Here is an 18,050-nt window from a genome sequence, read left to right as displayed (position 1 = left end):
AAAACGAGTTTTTATTCATAGAGTTAGTGTATCCATCTAATTAAACGAGTGAAAATCGCAATAATAGGTGCAGGTTTAGCAGGATTGACTGCTGCAGTTGACCTTGTTGATGAAGGACATGAGGTCGACCTATATGAGGCAAAACCATTTATTGGAGGTAAAGTTGGAAGCTGGGAAGATTCCGATGGCAATCATATAGAGATGGGCTTGCATGTGTTCTTTTTCAACTATGCCAATCTGTTTGCCTTAATGAGAAAAGTAGGGGCATTTGAAAATCTTTTACCAAAAGACCACACTCACCTTTTTGTTAACAAAGGCGGTGACATCAAGTCACTTGATTTTCGATTTTTTGCAGGAGCTCCGTTCAACGGTCTAAAAGCTTTCTTCACTACACCTCAATTAAATTGGATTGACAAGCTAAGGAATGCTCTTGCTCTTGGGACAAGTCCAATTGTAAGAGGGCTTATTGACTATGAGGGGGCGATGAAAACAATACGCTCACTAGATTCCATAAGCTTTAAACAATGGTTTCTAAACCATGGAGGAAGCCTAAATAGTATCGAAAGGATGTGGAATCCTATTGCATATGCTCTGGGATTCATTGATTGCGAAGCTATTTCAGCAAGATGCATGCTTACCATCTTTATGATGTTTGCTTCAAAAACAGAGGCATCCAAGCTCAACCTATTGAAGGGCTCACCACACAAATGGCTCACGAAGCCAATACTCGATTACATTGAACAAAGAGGTGGAAAACTTCACTTAGAGAATATTGTTAAAGAAATTCATTCAGAGGATTCCGACCAACCATCCGTGACTGGATTAACTCTTCAAACTCCAAATGGTGAACAAAAAATTCAAGCAGACAAATATTTAGCTGCTTGCGATGTATCTGGTATTAAAAGAATAATTCCTAGATCATGGAGACGTTTTAAAGAGTTTGACTCACTTTTCAATCTTGATGCTGTACCAGTCGCAACAGTACAACTTAGATACGATGGCTGGGTAACAGAGATTAATAATGAAAAAGCTCAAATAAATCTAAAAAGTCCATCTGGGTTAGACAATTTGCTATACACAGCCGATGCTGATTTCAGTTGTTTTGCTGATTTAGCCTTATCAAGCCCAGAAGACTATAAAAAAGATGGTCAGGGCTCACTACTTCAATGTGTGTTAACGCCTGGAGATCCCTGGATAACCAAGCCCTCAGATGAAATTGTAAAACATACTGATCTACAGGTCAGGACACTTTTCCCTTCTTCAAAAGGCTTGAAGCTTTTATGGAGCAATGTGGTCAAAGTTTCTCATTCTCTCTACAGAGAGGCACCTGGAATGGAGCCATATAGACCAGATCAAAAAACTTCTTTTAGTAATTTCTTCTTAGCAGGCAGTTACACAAAACAGGATTACATTGACTCTATGGAAGGAGCAACAATGAGTGGGCATCTTGCTGCTTCAGCAATGCTCTCAAAGTCTGTTTCACTAGCAAAAAATTCTTCGGTTGCTTAAGAAATGGGAAAGTGGCTTGATCACACAGTGATAAGTGAAATTCATGCTCCAGTTGAACTTGTCTGGAAGTTTTGGAGTGATTTAGATTCGATGCCTTTGTGGATGACTTGGATTGAATCGGTTAAGACAGTCGATGAAAAAACCTCGACACTTCCTGATTTAACGGAGTGGACACTTGCAGCTAATGGCTTTCGTTTTAAATGGAAAGCTCAAATCACTGAAAGAGTAGAAGCAGAGAAATTGGAATGGAAATCAGTTGGTGGTTTACCTACCAAGGGGTCAGTACGGTTTTACAATGAAGAGAGCACTAAAACTGTGGTTAAATTAAAAATATCTTATGAATTACCTCAAGTTTTAGCAAATCTAATGAAAGCAAATATTCTTGGAGGAATGGTCACGAAAGAATTACAAAAAAATCTTGATGGATTTAAAGAACTTGTCGAAAAATCTGCATAAATTTAATTAAATTTTAGTTCCAAACAAGCTTTTAATAATCCATCTAGATCATGCGGTGAAGCCTCGTTATCAGGTTTTCTAATAAGGTTGTTACAGCTAATAGTTGTTTGGGGTCCAATCGAAACAAGTTTAATCCTTTCGATTAATGTCAACCAATTTTCACCAAAGTATTTTTTTAATAAACTGACAGTATTTTTTACTGTTTTACCACTAGTAAAGGCAATAATATCTATTTCCCCACTTTTCAAAGCCTCTATAGTCTTTTGAGGCATATCTTTAGGACAAGAAGATTCATAAGCAGCTACTTCAGTAACCTCTGCTCCTTTTAATTTAAAAGAGTCAGATAATATTGATCTACCTCCAGTTTGTACTCTCGGAATAAATAGTTTTAAACCTTTTTGATTCTGAGGGAAATATTCAACCAAGCTATCTGCAACAAAACTAGGAGGAACAAAACTAATCTTTGCATCAATATCTGATAACAAAGAAGCTGTTTTTCTACCGACAGCAGCAATTTGAATAGTCTCGGAAATTTTTGATAAAGATAATCCTATTTCTTTCAGTCTATCTTCAACATTTCTAACACCATTTGCGCTAGAAAAAATTATCCAGTCAAAGGTTGTAATTTCCTTTAAGGCATCATCTAAAGGAGCCCAGTCATCTGGAGGTCCAATCATTAATGAAGGAAGATCGAATACCTCAGCTCCATTTTCTCGAAAGATCTTACGAGCCTCTGAAGTCTGTTCTTGGGCACGAGTAATAATTATCTTCTTGTCGGTTAAAGGCATTTCTATATGCTTCTTTCTAGGAAGTCTAAAGAATCACTATGCAGTTATTTAAACAATGATAAGGTTTTTCTTGAGTCTAGATTATCTATTAAACAATTTTCAATCAGTAAATTCTTGACTTGATTTTTTATCAACTTCCTTTTGAACTATTTTTGATTGCAAAATACGACTTAAAATTTGAGTTTGTGCTTCCTCTATTTGACTAGGACTATAAGCTAAAGGGATAGAGTCATGAATGGTTTTCTTTATTTTATCATATAAATATGGACATCCATATATAATAATTCCTGATAATCTTTCCTCAATTTCTAAATTTTTTATAGCGTCTATCCAATGATCATTATGATATTCTAATCCTATAAATGGTTTACCTCTTACAAAAAGCTGAACAAGAATTTTACTATTACGAAATTGCCCTAATTCTAACAATTTTTTATTATTATCTTGCCATGGACTGATGCCAAGTGGATGTATAATCAAATTTCTAAAGCCTACTGCTTTGGGTAAATTTAATGCAGGTAAAAATTTATTAGAAACTTGATCAAAATTATCAATCTGTATAAGGTTAATATCATTAACCTTAGCTTTTATAGTACTTTCTCCTCTGACAAAAAGTGAATTTCTTATTATAGAATTACTAAATCTATAAGCATCAAATAGAAATTTATTCTTAACATCTTCATGCCTCAATTCTTTTTTTTCTAAATCATTTTCATTACCAATTAAATCAAGTTGTTTTTTTCTTCTTTCTCTAGATGTATGTAACCTTTCTAAAGAAATTTTTTCTGAATAAAAAGCATCAGTTAGAGAATCAATTGCCTCATCAATATCTTTGGGCATCATAATCAAATCAATTCCTGCTTCAAAAGCCATAACTGCAGATATACCACTACTATATTTATTAGATATTGCATTCATAACCAAGGCATCACTGACAACTAAACCATCATATTTTAATTTGATACGCAACAAATCAGTAACCAATCTTTTTGAAAGTGTTGCCGGGTAAATAGGATCAATTTTCGATAAAAGTAAATGACCGATCATGATACTATTGACTCCTTCATTGATTAAAGATCTAAAGGGAATTAACTCAAATTTCTCTAATTCAGATAAGTCATTCTCTATTTCTGGAAGATCCAAGTGCGAGTCAATTTCGGAATTACCATGCCCAGGAAAATGTTTTGCGCAAGTAAGCATTTTTGATTTAGAAACACCCCTATGAAAAGCACAAGTTAAACTTGTGACTGGTTCAGTTTCTTCTCCCCAAGCTCTTAGATTAATAACCGGATTATTTGAATTGTTATTGATATCACAGACTGGTGCTAATAGCCAATTTAAACCAATATATTTTGCTTCTTTACCAGTAAAATAACCGATTTTCTCAGCAATAGAAATTGCTAAATTGTGATCTTTTTTATAAATCTGAGCGATACCCATTGGAGGAATAAACTTTGTTCCTCCATAAAATCGTTGACCTACACCTTCCTCAATGTCAGCACATAAGAGAAGAGGTTTACCAGACCATTTTTTTAAAACATTGCAACGAATTTCTAATTCTTTTACAGTTCCTCCTAAAAAAATAACTCCACCAACTCCTTCTTCTAAAAGTCTCTTAAGATTTGAATTAGATTCTTCTAAGTTGGGATATAAACGTTGCGAATCAAGATTAAATCCACTGGCTCTTACTATAAATAATTCAGCAACTTGTCTTCTAAGATCAGATTTATTCATCAAAAATATCGATTAATCTATAAGTCTTTACTTTTACGTTCAAGTTCTAATGAATGGAGAAGATCTAAAACTGCCGGACCTTTTGTCATACCTTTATCAATCTTAAAAACAAGCTCAGGAGATCGTCTCATTTGAAGCCTTCTAGCAAGCTCAGCACGAATAAATCTCTTTGCTTCCTCTAAACCCACTAGCACCTCAGCTTTGTTTTTCTCTTCGCCAAAAAGACTTACAAAAATTTTTGCATGCTGTAAGTCACCTGAGACCTCAACAGAGGTAATGGTAATCATAGCTTGATGAATTCTTTCATCTCTAACCCCATTAACTAAAAGTTCACTAACTTCTCTTTTGAGTAAAGCTGCTAATTTTTCTACTCTTCTTGAATTAGCCATATCTAAGTTATTGGGACAGGGAAAGCCATAGCCTTTAATAAGAAAATTATTGTCAGAAGTCCACTTACCAACGCCCCAACAAGAGCAATCGCTGTGATTGGATTACTACCTCGTTTAATTAATGGAGAAATTGCAGAGGTGAAAACTCCCAAAACTATTGTGATGAGATATTTGGGATATCTAGAAACATTAGAAAAAAACTCACCCATTTTTTCTCCAACAAAATACTGAATTAATAGCTACTCTGCTAACCATTTGAAGGAAAATAAAATGTTGGAACTTCATCAATTTAGGCACTCACCTTATTGCTTGAAAGTAAGAATGGCTTTGGCGGCAAAAAAGCTTGAATATCGAACCGTTGAGATAACTCCAGCCATAGGCCAAATAGATATCTTTCAAAAAACAGGACAAAAAAAATTACCCGTGCTTTTTGATAAGGAAACAACAATCCATGAATCAAGTTCAATAATACGACACTTAGAGAAAATTGAAATAGAACCAAAATTAATTCCAGAGTGCCCAAAGGAAGCTTCTCAGGCCCAAATAATTGAAAATTGGGCAGATACAACCTTGGCAAAATCTATAAAAATTGTCTTTTTGGAAGAGCTTACGACGAATCCAATATTGATTTCCGCTTTATTCACCAACGAAATTTCAGATTATATGCAAAAACTTCTTGTGAATATTCCTACAAAAATTGCTAGTCAGATTTCTGGATTAATAAACCAGAAAGAGAAAGAATCTCTAAAACAAAATCTAGAATATCTATCAAATTTAATTAATCATGAAAACTTTCTTATTGGAGACAAGCTTTCTATTGCTGATATATCTGTAGCATCACACTTATCACTACTTAAATTTCCAAATTCATCTGGAGAAAGTCTAAAAGGTAAAGGTTGCTCTTTATACATAAATAATCCAAGTCTTCAAAATCTTTTTAACTGGAGAGATATAATTGAAGATAAATTAACAACAACTAATCATAATTAGTCTTCCTAAGTATTAATTTAGATTTCTCTGTTTTAATCGGCAAAGAAATAATATTTTGCCCAGGTTGATTGTAAATTGCCTGAAATTGTTCTCCACAAATATTAATATCACTTAAATTTATCTCATTTTTTTGGTCAGATCCACATTTTTTAAACTCGGTTAACGTTTCGACCTGGCTAACTCTGCTCAATTCTGGTGTATGCAAAATTTGTAAAATTAATTCATCAGTAATAAAAATATTATTATCTATTTCTTCCTGACGTCTTCCTATGATTTTTGTCTCTAAATACCTGTCTTCAGTTAATTTAGCAAACTGACGATTAGGTGATTTAGGATCATTCTTTACTGATAAAAAACCACCAGTCTTTGAGCTCAAAGCATAAGACTGAGTGTTGTATTCACGGTCGGCAATTAAATTACCAAAGGTATTGTGAATAAATTTAGCTGAATGAATAATAGGTTCTTGATACTGATCACTTACTATCTGACTAGTAACATCCCATACCCCTTCAAACCAATCAGGGTAAATTAAATCATCTTTCAATCTTGGGCGCTTAATAGAAGAAGGAAAACGCCAATCAGGCCATATTAATTTGCGTTCAGAAAGCTTAGATGGTTGAAAATTATTTATTTCAAGAAAAGTTTCAGCAATCGCAGGACCTGCGTAAGTAAAAATAATTAAAATAGAAATCAAAAAAAGAAAAATTTCTGTCTCATGTCTGATCCGCTAATTAGAGAAATGGATAATTATGTTGTATTGGTTCCTGGCGAAAGTGAACAATTCCTAGATAAAGAACAAACTCTTTCATGGCTTCAATCTTGGTTAAATAAATTCGATTCATTACCATTAGATCTTGCATGCAAGTCCTCAATAGCAGAAGCTGCTCAACATTTGCTTGATACAGCCTGCGACCTTGAAATCAAAACAGGTTTTACAATTCAGTGGTACGCCGTTCGGCTTGAGTCTCCGGGTCAATAAGGATGCTTGGCAAATGTTCAACAATCATAGTTGCAACCTCATATGAAGATTGATCCTCAACTGCTATTCTCAAATCTGACTCTAAATATATTGGTTTTCTACTTTCATAAATCTGACTAAAAGTCTCAGCTAAATCATCCCCACGTAATAAAGGGCGTTTCTTTTTATCACTTTCTAATCGTTGAATGGAACGTTTCAAATCAAGATCTAACCAAATAACTATTCCTTGATGAAGAATGCCCCAGTTTTCAGACAAGGTTACTAAACCACCTCCAGTAGCAATTACAAGAGAATGATGTTGACTAATTTCTTTTAAAACTTGTTTTTCAACATCCCTAAAGACTTTTTCTCCATCTTTTTCAAAAATAGAAGAAATAGACTGCTTAGAAGCTTTTTCAATAACATCATCAGTATCAACAAAAGCATAATTGATCATTTTGGCTAAAACTGGTCCCGTTTGACTTTTGCCAGAACCCATCATTCCTATCAAAAATATATTTCGACCACCTAACTTTTCTTTAAGAGTTTTAGGGGTTGATTGGACAGCCATAAAGACAGAAGTAACTAAAAGTTATTAAGATGTGTTTTGATGTGAAAAATTTATGGAAGAAATCACATCCAATTTTTCCCACGGAGAAGGGAGAAGCTGTGTAATCACAAGGCGAGCCTGCTTTAGCGCAAGCCACCTTTATAGACTTCCTGAATTATCTGATGATGATAATTCAGCCTTGTTTGGCCCATGCTCAATAGCTCCTGGTCACGGACATAATTACGAGTTAATCGTAACCATGGAAGGAGAACTCAATAAATATGGAATGGTCTTAAACCTTTCAGATGTAAAACATGCCATAAAAAACGAAGTAACAAGTCAGCTTGACTTTCGTTTTTTAAATGAAACATGGCCAGAGTTTGACCTTTCTAAACCCGAAGGTTGCCTTCCCACAACTGAAAGTTTAGTTCGTATTATATGGGAGCGCCTTAAATCTCACTTACCCCTAAAATCTCTTCGTCTTTACGAAAACCCAAAACTTTGGGCTGACTATCAAGGAAATGCTATGGATGCTTATTTAACAGTTCAAACCCACTTTTCAGCTGCTCATCGCTTAGCTAGAGAAGACCTACCTCAAACCGAAAACGAAAAAATATTCGGAAAATGTGCTAGACCTAATGGACATGGTCACAATTATTTAGTAGATATAACTGTCAAAGGAAAGATTAATCCTAGAACCGGAATGATATGTGATTTATCAGCATTAAATAGTTTAATTAATGATTTGGTTGTAGAGCCTTTTGATCATACCTTTTTAAACAAAGATATTCCTTATTTTGCAAATTGTGTACCAACAGCTGAAAATATTGCATTACATATTTCAGATAAATTAACTAAGCCAATTAATGCGATTGGGGCAAATTTATATAAGATAAAACTGCAAGAGAGTCCAAATAACGCAGCTGAAGTTTATGCAACAGTACCTGAATCAAAAATCGATACTAAAGACTCACAAAATCAGGTTGGTTTGCTGAGATAATTGAAAGAAAAATGGGTTAAATTAGTTTTAGCTTCTAGTATTGATGGACGTATCGCATATCCAGAAGGAGGTAAAACACAATTAGGTCAGTCTGGTGATCGTTTAGTCCTAGAAGAATCACTTGCTTGGTCAGATGGGATTTTAATGGGAGGGCAAACGCTGAGAGATCATCAATCAATTTGCGTCATTAAAAATAAAAACTTATTAAAACAAAGAACTTTAGAAGGAAAGAATGAACAGCCAATTGCTCTTATAGCAAGCAACCAAATAGATTTTCCAGCTAATTGGCTTTTTTTTAGACAACCTCTTCAAAAATGGTTAATCCAAAAGAAATGTCAAGATAAGAGAAATGAGATTACGCTTCCTAATGGATTCGATGAAAAAATAAATTTAAAACACACTTGGCGTGATTCTCTTGATGATTTATATAAGAAAGGTATTGCAAAAGTTGTATTACTAGGAGGCGCAAATCTTATTTCAGCGTTTCTTTTAGAGGATCTAATAGATGAATTACAAATTACTATTACCCCTGATCTTTTAGGAGGAGGTTACTGCTGGGTTTCATCTGAATTAAGAAACTTAAATACAATCATGAATAAAAAAAATAACTGGATTCTAAAAGAAAGTAAAAAGCTTGGTAATAATGAATTACTTATCAGATATTTTAGAAATAATTTATCCTGAATATAAGTTAAGTATCAAATAAATGAACAATATCAAAATCAGATGGCATACATCAGTCCAAGAAATTCCTAAAATTATTTGGAATAATTTCTTAAAAGAAAATTCAACTCCTTTTTATAAGTGGGATTGGTTAAATGCATTAGAAAGATCAAAAAGTGTTAGTAAAAAATATGGATGGCAACCATTATTTCTCTCTGCGTGGAGTGGAAAAAATTTAATTGCTTGTGCACCCCTATATCTGAAGTCTCATAGTTATGGAGAATTTATTTTTGATAATGCCTTTGTTCAACTAGCTAAAGACATGGGTCTTCAATATTATCCAAAACTAATAGGAATGAGTCCATTAAGTCCAATAGAGGGTTATCGCTTTCTTTTTGCAGACGGAGTTAATCATACAGAGCTCACGAAGGTATTAATCTCTGAAATTGATAATTTTGCCAGACAAAATAGTATTCTAAGTTGTAATTTTTTATATGTAGATCCTAAATGGATGAAAATAGCTGAATCTCTAAATTGCGCTAAGTGGGTCAACCAACAAAGTTTATTGACATTGAATGACGAAAAAAGTTTTTCTGATTTTTTAAAAAAATTTAATTCTAATCAACGAAGAAATATTAAGAGAGAAAGAGAAAGCATAAATAAATGTGGAGTAAAAGTTGAACCTCTTAGTGGATCAAAAATAAATGTAATGAATTTAAAAAAAATGCATTATTTTTATGAGCTTCATTGTTCAAGATGGGGAGTATGGGGTAGTAAATACCTCACTGAATCATTTTTTACTGAACTTACATCAACAGAACTCAAAGAAAATATTGTTTTATTTGAAGCAAAAGAAGAAAAAATTGATAAAACTATTGGAATGTCATTATGTGTAAAAAATGAAAATATGCTTTGGGGAAGATATTGGGGTTCAGAAAAAAATATAGATAATTTACATTTTGAAGCTTGTTATTACTCCCCGATTGAGTGGGCAATAGAAAATCAAATAAAATATTTTGATCCTGGAGCGGGCGGGAGTCATAAAAAACGAAGAGGTTTTACCGCTAAACCCAATTCAAGTCTTTATAGATGGTACAACTTAGATATGGACTCATTAATAAGAGAATGGCTCCCAAAAGCAAATAAGTTAATGATTGATCAAATAAACGCTACAAATAATGAAGTACCTTTCAAGACTGAAGAGCCAAAACTATCAAATACATAGTAACTTCAGACAAATTAAAGACTTAATCTAAATGACAGACAACAATTTACTAGATTCTCCTGAGAAAGATAAATCGCTTTCCACCGAAAAAGATAAAGTTAATTCTAGTGAAGAAAAACCTTTCTTTGCTAAAGGGATTTTTAGTTATAAAGATAAAGGGACTCAAGGTGTTATTAATCTTTTTGGCTATGAACTAACAGCACCAGCAGGACTGAAAAACCCAGGTATTGTTTATTTATCTTTTATTTTTGTAAACCTACTTATATTTTTAATCTTAAAAAGCTTTATTGCAGGATAAATTTTGAAGAAAAAGCTAAAAATTTAATAATAAAAGAACAGATGACTTGTGAATCTTCCTTCTAATTTGTAAATTAAAGAAATGAAAAATCTAGATCCTCAAGAAGACTTAATTAACTCAATCAAGCTTTTAGACGATAAATTATCCAAGCGACAAATAAAGCTTGACCCAAAAGGTTATTTCTTAATAAAAATCGAACCAACAACGAATGAGTTAATACTTGAACATTACTTAAATGATATTGATCAAAAAGGTCGCGCTATTGATCCAGAGTCGGGTGAAACAATTGGTTGTAAAACAAAAAGTAGAAATCAACCAAGCAATATTTTCAAAGGGAAGAGTGCCAAGCAAGTAGGTATTCAAATCTCCGAGGGTCATGGTCCATTCCCCATCAGTCATTTAGATCATGCAATTTATATTGGTCGTGAATTACAACGAGCAGAGCAATGCCTGATAACTGGGAAACAATATATTCAAGATTAAAAATTAATAAATTCAAAAGGTAAACCACTTATGTTCTATTATTAATTGAGAAATTTAAATCAAATGGGAATTCTATTTTACTTAGTTTTTGTTGGCGCAGGCCTTTCTGCAGCATTCTTGATTCAAAAAGCACTGAAAGCTATTAAATTAATCTGAATCAATAAATCGCTCTTAATTAGTAATAGATTAGTTAAAGAGGTCTATATTTAATACCCAATCAAATCTTTAAACGGTTTTTAAAATATAAAGAACATTGAAAATGATTTAGATTATTCAGCCTTTAAATGAATTATTCTTTAGAATTGTAAATAAATTTATTTATTCATAATAAACTTGCATGGGATCTTCAAGATTAAAAAGTCGACGACGCCTAGATCTTGGTTCGAAATGGGCGAGAGTTGGTATAGCTATATTATCAACCGTAGGAGTTATTGATACAGGATCAATAACATTGAATAAATGGGGATTAATAGGAAATTTAAACTGTCCAGGTGGATTAGGAGGATGCGATAAAGTTTTAAATAGCCCTTGGGGGACTTTGATTCAAACAAATAATTACTCTATTCCATTATCTTTCATAGGTTTAATAAGTTATTTTTTAATATTGTTAATGGCAATATTTCCGTTAATACCTATTCTAAAAAACCAAAAAAATAGTGTCTCAAAAGTCACATGGTGGGGATCTTTTTATATATCTACATCGACTTTTATTTTTAGCTTAATTTTAATCTCAATTATGATATTTAAAATTAAAGCTTTCTGTTTTTTCTGTCTTCTTTCTTGTCTTATATCAGTTTCACTTCTACTATTAAATGTGTTTGGAGGCGGATGGGAGGATTATGGAAAGTTATTCTTCAGAGGTTTTATTGTGTCAGTAGCAGTTCTTTTAGCAGGGCTAATTTGGTCATCATCAGTTGATCCATCTACCAAGGAAATTTCAAACAATATCCAAGGTATTCCACCTGCGGTAATCGCGATAAGTTCTCCCGAAAAAATAAAACTCGCTGAACATCTCACAAAAGAAGGAGCAGTCATGTATAACGCCTATTGGTGTCCACATTGCCATGATCAAAAAGAAATGTTCGGTAAAGAAGCTGCAAAAAAATTAAATTTAGTTGAATGTGCAAAAGATGGGTTTAATAATCAAAGAGAACTTTGCGAAGCGAAAGGTATAACTGGTTTCCCCTCTTGGGAAATCAATGGCTCAATTGATTCGGGTGTGAAAAGCCTAAAAGAATTAGCCGAACTAAGTAATTACAATAACATTAATGATTTTTAGACCCAACAGTAATCTCGCTAACCGGTCTTGTATGAATATCCTTTCCTTTTACTTGACGGGTATGACATTGCCAAAAAGGAACTGAAGTAGGGTAATCGTCTCTAAAGTGACCTCCTCTACTCTCTTTACGAAATAAACAAGCCTCCAACATAAGCGAACTCGACTGTTGTCGATTACTTAAATCGAGAAGCAAGTTAAGATCTCTCCTAGCAATTTCATCAAATCCATTGATTTCATCTTTTGACTGAGAAAAAACTAAATTTAATAAAGGCTCGTTTAAGAGATTTTCATGATCTCGTTTAACTTTTGCAAGAGCTGCACACATTCCTTTTTGCGATCGATCCACTCCAGCTTCTCGCCAACATAATCGTCTAAGTTTTTCGATTTCATTGGTTAAATACTTAGGTCCATCATTTCTAGAAAAGCGAAGGTTCTCTTTCTTAAAACTTGAATTACTTATTGATATTAATGGAGTTTCAAAATCATTTAATTCAATATTTCTCATCTGATTTGCAAAAACCAAACATTCCATTAATGAATTGCTTGCAAGCCTATTTGCACCATGTAGTCCTGTACATGCCACCTCACCTATCGCAAACAGTCCTTCAATATTAGTTTTTGCCTTCAAGTTTGTAGCGACACCACCCATCCAATAATGAGCAGATGGAGCAACGGGAATGACTTCTTTCAAAGGGTCTAAGCCAAGCTCTCTACACCTCTGAAAAATGGAAGGGAAGCGCGCTTCCATATCCTCAACATTAATAGATTTGACATCGAGACCAATATGATCAACTTTTTGCTTTCGCATAGCTTTAAACAATGCCCTGCTGACTTGATCCCTTGATGCAAGATCTTTCCCTTCAAGATGATGGACAGGGCTCTCACCCAGAGAATCGACTAAAACTGCGCCCTCCCCTCTTAAAGCTTCAGAAATTAAAAACGAGGGCGCATCATCCAATTTCAGAGCAGTCGGATGAAACTGAAAAAATTCGAGATCCTCTATTAGAGCTCCAGCCCTCCATGCCAAAGCAATTCCCTCGCCGGCTGCTTGGGTTGGATTTGTTGTATTGGCAAATAAATGCCCACCACCACCAGTAGCTAAAACAACTGCCTTGGATTTGATCCAACGTAAAGCTGGTCCATCTAGAACTTGGACCCCTAAACATCTTCCTCTCTCAACCCAAATCTGTGTAACTCTTATTCCTCTTTGATGCAAAACATTTGCTCTTTGTTCAACTTGCTCATTAAGAACATCAACCAATGCCTTTCCAGTTCTATCTTTGACATGAAGTACTCTTCTATGAGTATGAGCAGCCTCAAGAGTTGTAGATAATTTTCCAGAGGTTCTATCAAATTCCATTCCTAGTTTCAAAAGTCTATCTACTAATCTCGGAGCACTCTCAACAAACATTTGAACTGCTTCGGGATCACAAAGACCAGCGCCCGCTTTAATGGTGTCTAGAGCATGAATATCCTCGCTATCTTCGATCCTCGTAACAGCAGCCATTCCTCCTTGTGCCCATCTACTTGAAGAGCGCTTACTAGTATTGCGATTTAACAGTAAGATTTTCAAATTTGATGGTAATTCAAGAGAAGTCATTAAGCCCGCAGCACCTGCTCCAATAACAACTACATCCCAATTAGTTGAGTAAATATCATTTTTATTAAATCCATTATTTAATTTCATAAAATATTAGTATTCAAATCAATCCACTCAATTGAGGCTGAATCAACGTCGTAGCAAAAAATAAACCATCAACCCATAAGGTTGTTGTTAAAGCTGAACTTGATACAAGCCAAGCATCAGAAGATAAAGGCTCATTTTTTGCTTTTTGATTCATCCAATTAGCTATCAAGATTATTAAAAGTGCCGCAATCAAAATTGCTATTAAAGAAAAAGGTGTCAATAATTTTTCCGCTGTGAAACTCAATATTTGGGAGGCTTCTGAAAAAGGCGCATCAACAACTTCAGGCCAAGCCTTCATGACACCTGTTAAAACAATCATTACGTCAGTAAAAGCGGTTCCTAATAAAGATGCCAAATAGAAACTTGCTCCAATTTTCCATCGAGTCTTTAAAAGGCTAACTGCTATTGGCAAAGCTATTGACTCAACAGGCAAATGCCATACAGGATGAGCTCTTAACCATCCCCAAAAGAGGCATCCTCCTAACCAGCTCCAACTCACTCCAACCATTAGCGAACCGACAGAGGACCATCTATCACTACAAAATCTAAGAAGATAAAAACCAAGAAAAAATATTATGAAACTAAATAAAAAAGCTGAAAAAGGAAATACATGAACCCATGGAGCCTGAACAAAAACCGGCAGGACAACCATTGTGCTAGCCCAAAATTGCAATGTCCTTCGCTTTGACAGATAGGACGTTTCTTGATTTATGGGCTTGGTGGGATTGTTTGAGTAAATCAGAATTAATAAAACTGAGTTGGTTTTCAGCTCAACCTTCTATGAATTTACATTCAAGTCGATACCCAAACCAAACAGTCTTCAGAATACAAATAACAAAGTTAAAACAAAAAAATCTTAAAACTTCCTAATTACAATGTTTACAATGCTTTTCAAGGTCTAGTTTTTTAATACTTAGAAAAAGACATGGTTCAAAAATGCTGCTTCAGTACTTTTTTTTGAAAATTTACGTATATTAAAAAATAAATGATTCTTCAAAATCAATTTAATTTTTTTCAAACCGCCCGAAAAGTATAAAAAATTTATTTTTTTGTTTAAGAGCATTAATGAGCACAGTAAAGATAATGAAAAATCAAATAAAACCAGCAGTTGTTGCCTCTATCGAACAAGGTTCCATAGGAGAGGAACTTGGATTTGAAGTTGGAGATCAATTAATTAGTATTAATGGTGTAAAACCAAGAGATCTTATTGATTACAAATTTCTTATTGCTGAAGAAAATATTCAACTAACAATACTCGATGAAAAAGGTCAAAAACACACAATTGACGTTGAAAAAGATTACGACGATGAGTTAGGACTGGCTTTTACTGAAGCTTTATTTGATGGATTAAAACAATGCAATAATCAATGTCCATTTTGTTTTATTGACCAACAGCCTCCAGGGAAAAGAAAAAGCTTATATCTAAAAGATGACGACTACAGGCTAAGTTTTTTATATGGTTCTTACTTAACACTGACAAATCTTACCGAACAAGACTGGCTGAGAATTGATCAACAAAGACTCACTCCTTTATTTGTATCAGTGCATGCAACAGAACCTTCTTTAAGATCGAAATTACTAAGGAATCCTAAAGCTATTGAACTTTTAAATCAATTAGCTTGGTTCTCAGAAAAGAGAATACAAATTCATGCTCAAATTGTTGTTTGCCCTGAAATAAATGATGGCAAAGCTTTAGAAAGAACAATTAATGATCTTTATAATTTTGCGCAAGGAGATTTTCCCGTTGTCCTTTCAGCCGCAGTAGTTCCAGTTGGTTTAACCAGATTCCGTCCCAGCAATGATGGACTAATACCCGTGGATTCAGCTTGTGCAATAAAAGTCATCAATCAAGTTGAACCAATGCAGAAAAAATTTTACAAATTAACTGGTTCCCGTTTTGCCTGGTTATCTGACGAATGGTATTTAATAGCGAAAAAGCCTCTGCCCTCACTAAATTCTTATGAAGATTTACCTCAAAAAGAGAATGGAGTAGGAAGTATTCGCAGTTTTCTTAGAGCGATGGATGAAGCCACAAGAAATTTACCTAAATTAATTAATCAAAAAAAAACTTGCAGCTGGGTTGTTGGCAAACTTGTTGAAAATGAATTACTGAAGCCTTGTAAACGACTAAATAAAATAAATAATTTCACAATTAAACTATATGGGATTCCAAGTCCTTACTGGGGGCAAGAACAAATAGTTACAGGGCTACTTACAGGACAGGACCTAATAAAAGGCCTGCAGGGAAAAGAATTAGGCGATGAATTACTTTTACCATCGGTCATGCTAAGGCAAGGTGAAAAAATTTTTCTTGATGACATGACTCTTCAAGAGCTCTCTTCTTCACTTAATGTACCTATAAGAATTGTCCATGATGCCCAAGACATCGTGAGCAAAGCACTTGGTAAAGCATAATTGCTTTACTCAATCCATCTCAATTTTTCTTATAACTATGAGGAGAGTGAAGAGAAAATTCCTAATTGTTGCAGGTTTATTTATATCTGGGCTTAATCCTTTATGGGCTACAAGTTCGCAAAAAATAGCTTCCAATATAAAAACAATAGGAGAATCAAGTAAAAGCCAAAGTCCAAAAGACCAAGTAGTCTTATATGAATTAAATTCACCTAAAGATCTTTTTCTACCCTCTAGATCACGCGAAGTATTAGTAAAAACTTATCAAAAAGTTAATCTCGATCAATTAGAAAATATACTTATAAATAACAATCGAAAGATAAAAATTTACTTAGAAAAAATTGAACAAGCTAAATCAATATTAAAAAGTTCATTATCTTTATGGTACCCAACATTAAACCTAACAGCTAATGGTATACCTCAATATTTTGAATCTAAAAATTATAATGATTCAAGTGTAATACCAGACACTTCAAGTAAACAATGGAGCTCCTCAATTTCTGCTCAAATAAAATGGGATTTAATTAATCCTGCCAGAGTCCCAGAGATAGCATCAGCTAGAGACAGTTTTGAAAAGTCAAAATATACATACTCAATAATTTTAAGAGATTTAAAATTAGAGGCAAAAAAAAGATACTTCAATTTGCAAAAAGCAAATGAGGAAATAGAAGTTGCAAAGAAATCAATTGAATCCTCCGCTTTAGGATTAAGAGACGCAGAAATTAGATTTGAATCAGGTATTGGCACAAAATTAGAGGTTCTAGAAGCGAAAACACAGTTAGCTAGAGATCAACAATTATTTAATATTAAATTAGGAGATCAAAAAATTGGACAAAGATCTCTTGCTGAAATACTTAATTTTCCAGAGGATGTAACACCATTAATTGGTTCAAAAACTCAAGTAATAGGTATATGGGATTTATCATTAGAAGATAGTATTATTGCTGCTTATAATTCAAGAGAAGAACTCGAAAGTATCTTATTAGATATATCAATTAACAGCAGTAATGCCAATGCTGCACTAGCCGCTAGCCAACCAAAACTAAGCATAGTAAATACAACCACCTCTTCATTTGCAAAAGGGGAATTAAATCAAGTATCTCCCAATACCAGCAATACATCCTCCAATTTCTCTAACACAATTGGGCTAAATGCAACATGGTTTATTTTTGATGGAGGCAATTCAAGATCTTTATATAACTACAATAAAAGTAAGGCAAAAGAAGCTAAGCTAAATTTTGCATCAAGAAGAGCTCAAATCAGAAAAGAAGTTGAAGAAGTTTTCTTCAAACTAGAATCGGCCAAACTAAATATTTCCGCTTCGTATACAGAAGTATTATCTGCACGAGAGTCTCTAAGACTTGCCAAGCTTAGATATAAATCAGGTATTACTACACAAAGAGAAGTTGTAAATAACCAAAGAGATTTAACTGATTCCGAAGTTCGTTATATTATTTCTGTTACTAGCTACAACACCTTATTAGCTGATTTAAGTAGACAAACTGGTCTAGATATCATCAAACCATGTGATATCAAAGTCAATCAAGAAAATCAAAGTAACACAGACAGCCAATCAAATCTCTATGAATCGAATTTAATTCCTTTATGTCAGCTATAGCTTTTAACTGA

At 33.8% G+C, this 18,050-nt stretch carries 21 protein-coding genes; 13 read left to right on the top strand and 8 right to left on the bottom strand.

Going from position 1 to position 18,050, the window contains the following annotated elements; genetic code table 11:
* Nucleotides 1-48 precede the first annotated feature (48 nt).
* Both zds and O5640_RS08690 read left to right on the top strand, forming a co-directional pair.
* Complete coding sequence (zds, locus tag O5640_RS08695) at nt 49-1,509, top strand: 9,9'-di-cis-zeta-carotene desaturase (RefSeq protein WP_269612059.1); 1,461 nt, start codon at nt 49-51, stop codon at nt 1,507-1,509.
* 3 nt (nt 1,510-1,512) lie between these two features.
* Nucleotides 1,513-1,965: an SRPBCC family protein gene (locus tag O5640_RS08690; protein WP_269612058.1), complete on the top strand. Its 453-nt coding sequence runs from the start codon at nt 1,513-1,515 to the stop codon at nt 1,963-1,965.
* 2 nt (nt 1,966-1,967) lie between these two features.
* Here O5640_RS08690 and O5640_RS08685 read toward each other — a convergent pair whose 3' ends face one another.
* The 4 genes from O5640_RS08685 to O5640_RS08670 form a co-directional block, all read right to left on the bottom strand.
* Nucleotides 1,968-2,753 (bottom strand): uroporphyrinogen-III synthase, encoded by a 786-nt coding sequence (locus tag O5640_RS08685; RefSeq protein ID WP_269612057.1) that lies wholly within the window; start codon nt 2,751-2,753, stop codon nt 1,968-1,970.
* 99 nt (nt 2,754-2,852) lie between these two features.
* Nucleotides 2,853-4,487, bottom strand: a complete 1,635-nt coding sequence (locus tag O5640_RS08680; RefSeq protein ID WP_269612055.1) for a glycoside hydrolase family 3 N-terminal domain-containing protein — start codon at nt 4,485-4,487, stop codon at nt 2,853-2,855.
* A 17-nt stretch (nt 4,488-4,504) separates the two neighbouring features.
* Nucleotides 4,505-4,876 (bottom strand): 30S ribosome-binding factor RbfA, encoded by a 372-nt coding sequence (rbfA, locus tag O5640_RS08675; RefSeq protein ID WP_269612053.1) that lies wholly within the window; start codon nt 4,874-4,876, stop codon nt 4,505-4,507.
* Nucleotides 4,877-4,878: 2 nt separating this feature from the next.
* On the bottom strand, nt 4,879-5,085 hold the full coding sequence (locus O5640_RS08670; RefSeq protein WP_269604181.1) for a DUF751 family protein: 207 nt from the start codon (nt 5,083-5,085) through the stop codon (nt 4,879-4,881).
* Between the two features lie 61 nt (nt 5,086-5,146).
* Between O5640_RS08670 and O5640_RS08665 the strand changes: the two genes are divergently transcribed.
* Nucleotides 5,147-5,866, top strand: a complete 720-nt coding sequence (locus O5640_RS08665) for a glutathione S-transferase family protein (protein WP_269612051.1) — start codon at nt 5,147-5,149, stop codon at nt 5,864-5,866.
* Here O5640_RS08665 and O5640_RS08660 read toward each other — a convergent pair.
* Complete coding sequence (locus O5640_RS08660; protein WP_269612050.1) at nt 5,853-6,560, bottom strand: DUF6816 family protein; 708 nt, start codon at nt 6,558-6,560, stop codon at nt 5,853-5,855. The genes O5640_RS08665 and O5640_RS08660 overlap by 14 nt on opposite strands.
* Nucleotides 6,561-6,581: 21 nt before the next feature.
* On the opposite strand from O5640_RS08660, the gene O5640_RS08655 reads away from it, so the two are divergent.
* Complete coding sequence (locus O5640_RS08655) at nt 6,582-6,845, top strand: chlororespiratory reduction protein 7 (RefSeq protein ID WP_269612049.1); 264 nt, start codon at nt 6,582-6,584, stop codon at nt 6,843-6,845.
* On the opposite strand, the gene O5640_RS08650 is transcribed toward O5640_RS08655, so the two are convergent.
* A complete protein-coding gene (locus O5640_RS08650) occupies nt 6,799-7,395 on the bottom strand; it encodes a shikimate kinase (protein WP_269612048.1) in 597 nt (198 codons plus the stop codon). The genes O5640_RS08655 and O5640_RS08650 overlap by 47 nt on opposite strands.
* A 52-nt stretch (nt 7,396-7,447) precedes the next feature.
* On the opposite strand from O5640_RS08650, the gene O5640_RS08645 reads away from it, so the two are divergent.
* The 7 genes from O5640_RS08645 to O5640_RS08615 all read left to right on the top strand — a co-directional run bounded on the left by O5640_RS08645 (nt 7,448) and on the right by O5640_RS08615 (nt 12,322).
* The gene (locus O5640_RS08645) at nt 7,448-8,374 is read left to right on the top strand and encodes a 6-carboxytetrahydropterin synthase (protein ID WP_269612047.1); all 927 of its coding nucleotides are present in this window, start codon (nt 7,448-7,450) and stop codon (nt 8,372-8,374) included.
* Nucleotides 8,375-9,058, top strand: coding sequence for a RibD family protein (locus tag O5640_RS08640; RefSeq protein ID WP_269612045.1), 684 nt, complete (start codon nt 8,375-8,377; stop codon nt 9,056-9,058).
* A 22-nt stretch (nt 9,059-9,080) separates the two neighbouring features.
* Entirely contained in the window at nt 9,081-10,262 is a 1,182-nt protein-coding gene (locus O5640_RS08635) for a GNAT family N-acetyltransferase (RefSeq protein ID WP_269612044.1), read from the top strand.
* A gap of 31 nt (nt 10,263-10,293) precedes the next feature.
* Entirely contained in the window at nt 10,294-10,560 is a 267-nt protein-coding gene (locus O5640_RS08630) for a hypothetical protein (protein ID WP_269612042.1), read from the top strand.
* Nucleotides 10,561-10,641: 81 nt separating this feature from the next.
* A complete protein-coding gene (locus tag O5640_RS08625; RefSeq protein WP_269612041.1) occupies nt 10,642-11,043 on the top strand; it encodes a DUF4346 domain-containing protein in 402 nt (133 codons plus the stop codon).
* Between the two features lie 63 nt (nt 11,044-11,106).
* On the top strand, nt 11,107-11,199 hold the full coding sequence (gene petL, locus O5640_RS08620) for a cytochrome b6-f complex subunit PetL (protein ID WP_011294102.1): 93 nt from the start codon (nt 11,107-11,109) through the stop codon (nt 11,197-11,199).
* Nucleotides 11,200-11,380: 181 nt separating this feature from the next.
* Entirely contained in the window at nt 11,381-12,322 is a 942-nt protein-coding gene (locus O5640_RS08615; RefSeq protein ID WP_269612040.1) for a vitamin K epoxide reductase family protein, read from the top strand.
* On the opposite strand, the gene nadB is transcribed toward O5640_RS08615, so the two are convergent.
* Nucleotides 12,309-14,009, bottom strand: coding sequence for an L-aspartate oxidase (nadB, locus tag O5640_RS08610; RefSeq protein ID WP_269612039.1), 1,701 nt, complete (start codon nt 14,007-14,009; stop codon nt 12,309-12,311). The genes O5640_RS08615 and nadB overlap by 14 nt on opposite strands.
* A gap of 13 nt (nt 14,010-14,022) precedes the next feature.
* On the bottom strand, nt 14,023-14,661 hold the full coding sequence (locus tag O5640_RS08605) for a DUF3120 domain-containing protein (RefSeq protein ID WP_269612038.1): 639 nt from the start codon (nt 14,659-14,661) through the stop codon (nt 14,023-14,025).
* Nucleotides 14,662-15,092: 431 nt separating this feature from the next.
* Between O5640_RS08605 and O5640_RS08600 the strand changes: the two genes are divergently transcribed.
* Entirely contained in the window at nt 15,093-16,424 is a 1,332-nt protein-coding gene (locus O5640_RS08600) for a TIGR03279 family radical SAM protein (protein WP_420063686.1), read from the top strand.
* Nucleotides 16,425-16,461: 37 nt separating this feature from the next.
* Nucleotides 16,462-18,039 carry a TolC family protein gene (locus O5640_RS08595; protein WP_269612036.1) on the top strand — a complete coding sequence of 526 codons (1,578 nt, stop codon included), beginning with the start codon at nt 16,462-16,464 and terminating at the stop codon, nt 18,037-18,039.
* The last annotated feature ends 11 nt before the right edge of the window (nt 18,040-18,050 follow it).

The organism is Prochlorococcus marinus str. MIT 0912 (genome assembly GCF_027359595.1).
Lineage (GTDB): Bacteria > Cyanobacteriota > Cyanobacteriia > PCC-6307 > Cyanobiaceae > Prochlorococcus_B > Prochlorococcus_B marinus_C.
The sequence above is the reverse complement of the archived record's forward strand: the minus strand, read 5'-3'. Positions and strand labels throughout refer to the sequence as shown.

Coding starts and splice junctions, on each gene's coding strand:
- O5640_RS08690 (WP_269612058.1), top strand. CDS start 1,513: ATGGGAAAGTGGCTTGATCACACAGTGATAAGTGAAATTCATGCTCCA.
- O5640_RS08685 (WP_269612057.1), bottom strand. CDS start 2,753: ATGCCTTTAACCGACAAGAAGATAATTATTACTCGTGCCCAAGAACAG.
- O5640_RS08680 (WP_269612055.1), bottom strand. CDS start 4,487: ATGAATAAATCTGATCTTAGAAGACAAGTTGCTGAATTATTTATAGTA.
- rbfA (WP_269612053.1), bottom strand. CDS start 4,876: ATGGCTAATTCAAGAAGAGTAGAAAAATTAGCAGCTTTACTCAAAAGA.
- O5640_RS08670 (WP_269604181.1), bottom strand. CDS start 5,085: ATGGGTGAGTTTTTTTCTAATGTTTCTAGATATCCCAAATATCTCATC.
- O5640_RS08665 (WP_269612051.1), top strand. CDS start 5,147: ATGTTGGAACTTCATCAATTTAGGCACTCACCTTATTGCTTGAAAGTA.
- O5640_RS08655 (WP_269612049.1), top strand. CDS start 6,582: ATGTCTGATCCGCTAATTAGAGAAATGGATAATTATGTTGTATTGGTT.
- O5640_RS08650 (WP_269612048.1), bottom strand. CDS start 7,395: ATGGCTGTCCAATCAACCCCTAAAACTCTTAAAGAAAAGTTAGGTGGT.
- O5640_RS08645 (WP_269612047.1), top strand. CDS start 7,448: ATGGAAGAAATCACATCCAATTTTTCCCACGGAGAAGGGAGAAGCTGT.
- O5640_RS08635 (WP_269612044.1), top strand. CDS start 9,081: ATGAACAATATCAAAATCAGATGGCATACATCAGTCCAAGAAATTCCT.
- O5640_RS08630 (WP_269612042.1), top strand. CDS start 10,294: ATGACAGACAACAATTTACTAGATTCTCCTGAGAAAGATAAATCGCTT.
- O5640_RS08625 (WP_269612041.1), top strand. CDS start 10,642: ATGAAAAATCTAGATCCTCAAGAAGACTTAATTAACTCAATCAAGCTT.
- petL (WP_011294102.1), top strand. CDS start 11,107: ATGGGAATTCTATTTTACTTAGTTTTTGTTGGCGCAGGCCTTTCTGCA.
- O5640_RS08615 (WP_269612040.1), top strand. CDS start 11,381: ATGGGATCTTCAAGATTAAAAAGTCGACGACGCCTAGATCTTGGTTCG.
- nadB (WP_269612039.1), bottom strand. CDS start 14,009: ATGAAATTAAATAATGGATTTAATAAAAATGATATTTACTCAACTAAT.
- O5640_RS08605 (WP_269612038.1), bottom strand. CDS start 14,661: ATGGTTGTCCTGCCGGTTTTTGTTCAGGCTCCATGGGTTCATGTATTT.
- O5640_RS08600 (WP_420063686.1), top strand. CDS start 15,093: ATGAAAAATCAAATAAAACCAGCAGTTGTTGCCTCTATCGAACAAGGT.
- O5640_RS08595 (WP_269612036.1), top strand. CDS start 16,462: ATGAGGAGAGTGAAGAGAAAATTCCTAATTGTTGCAGGTTTATTTATA.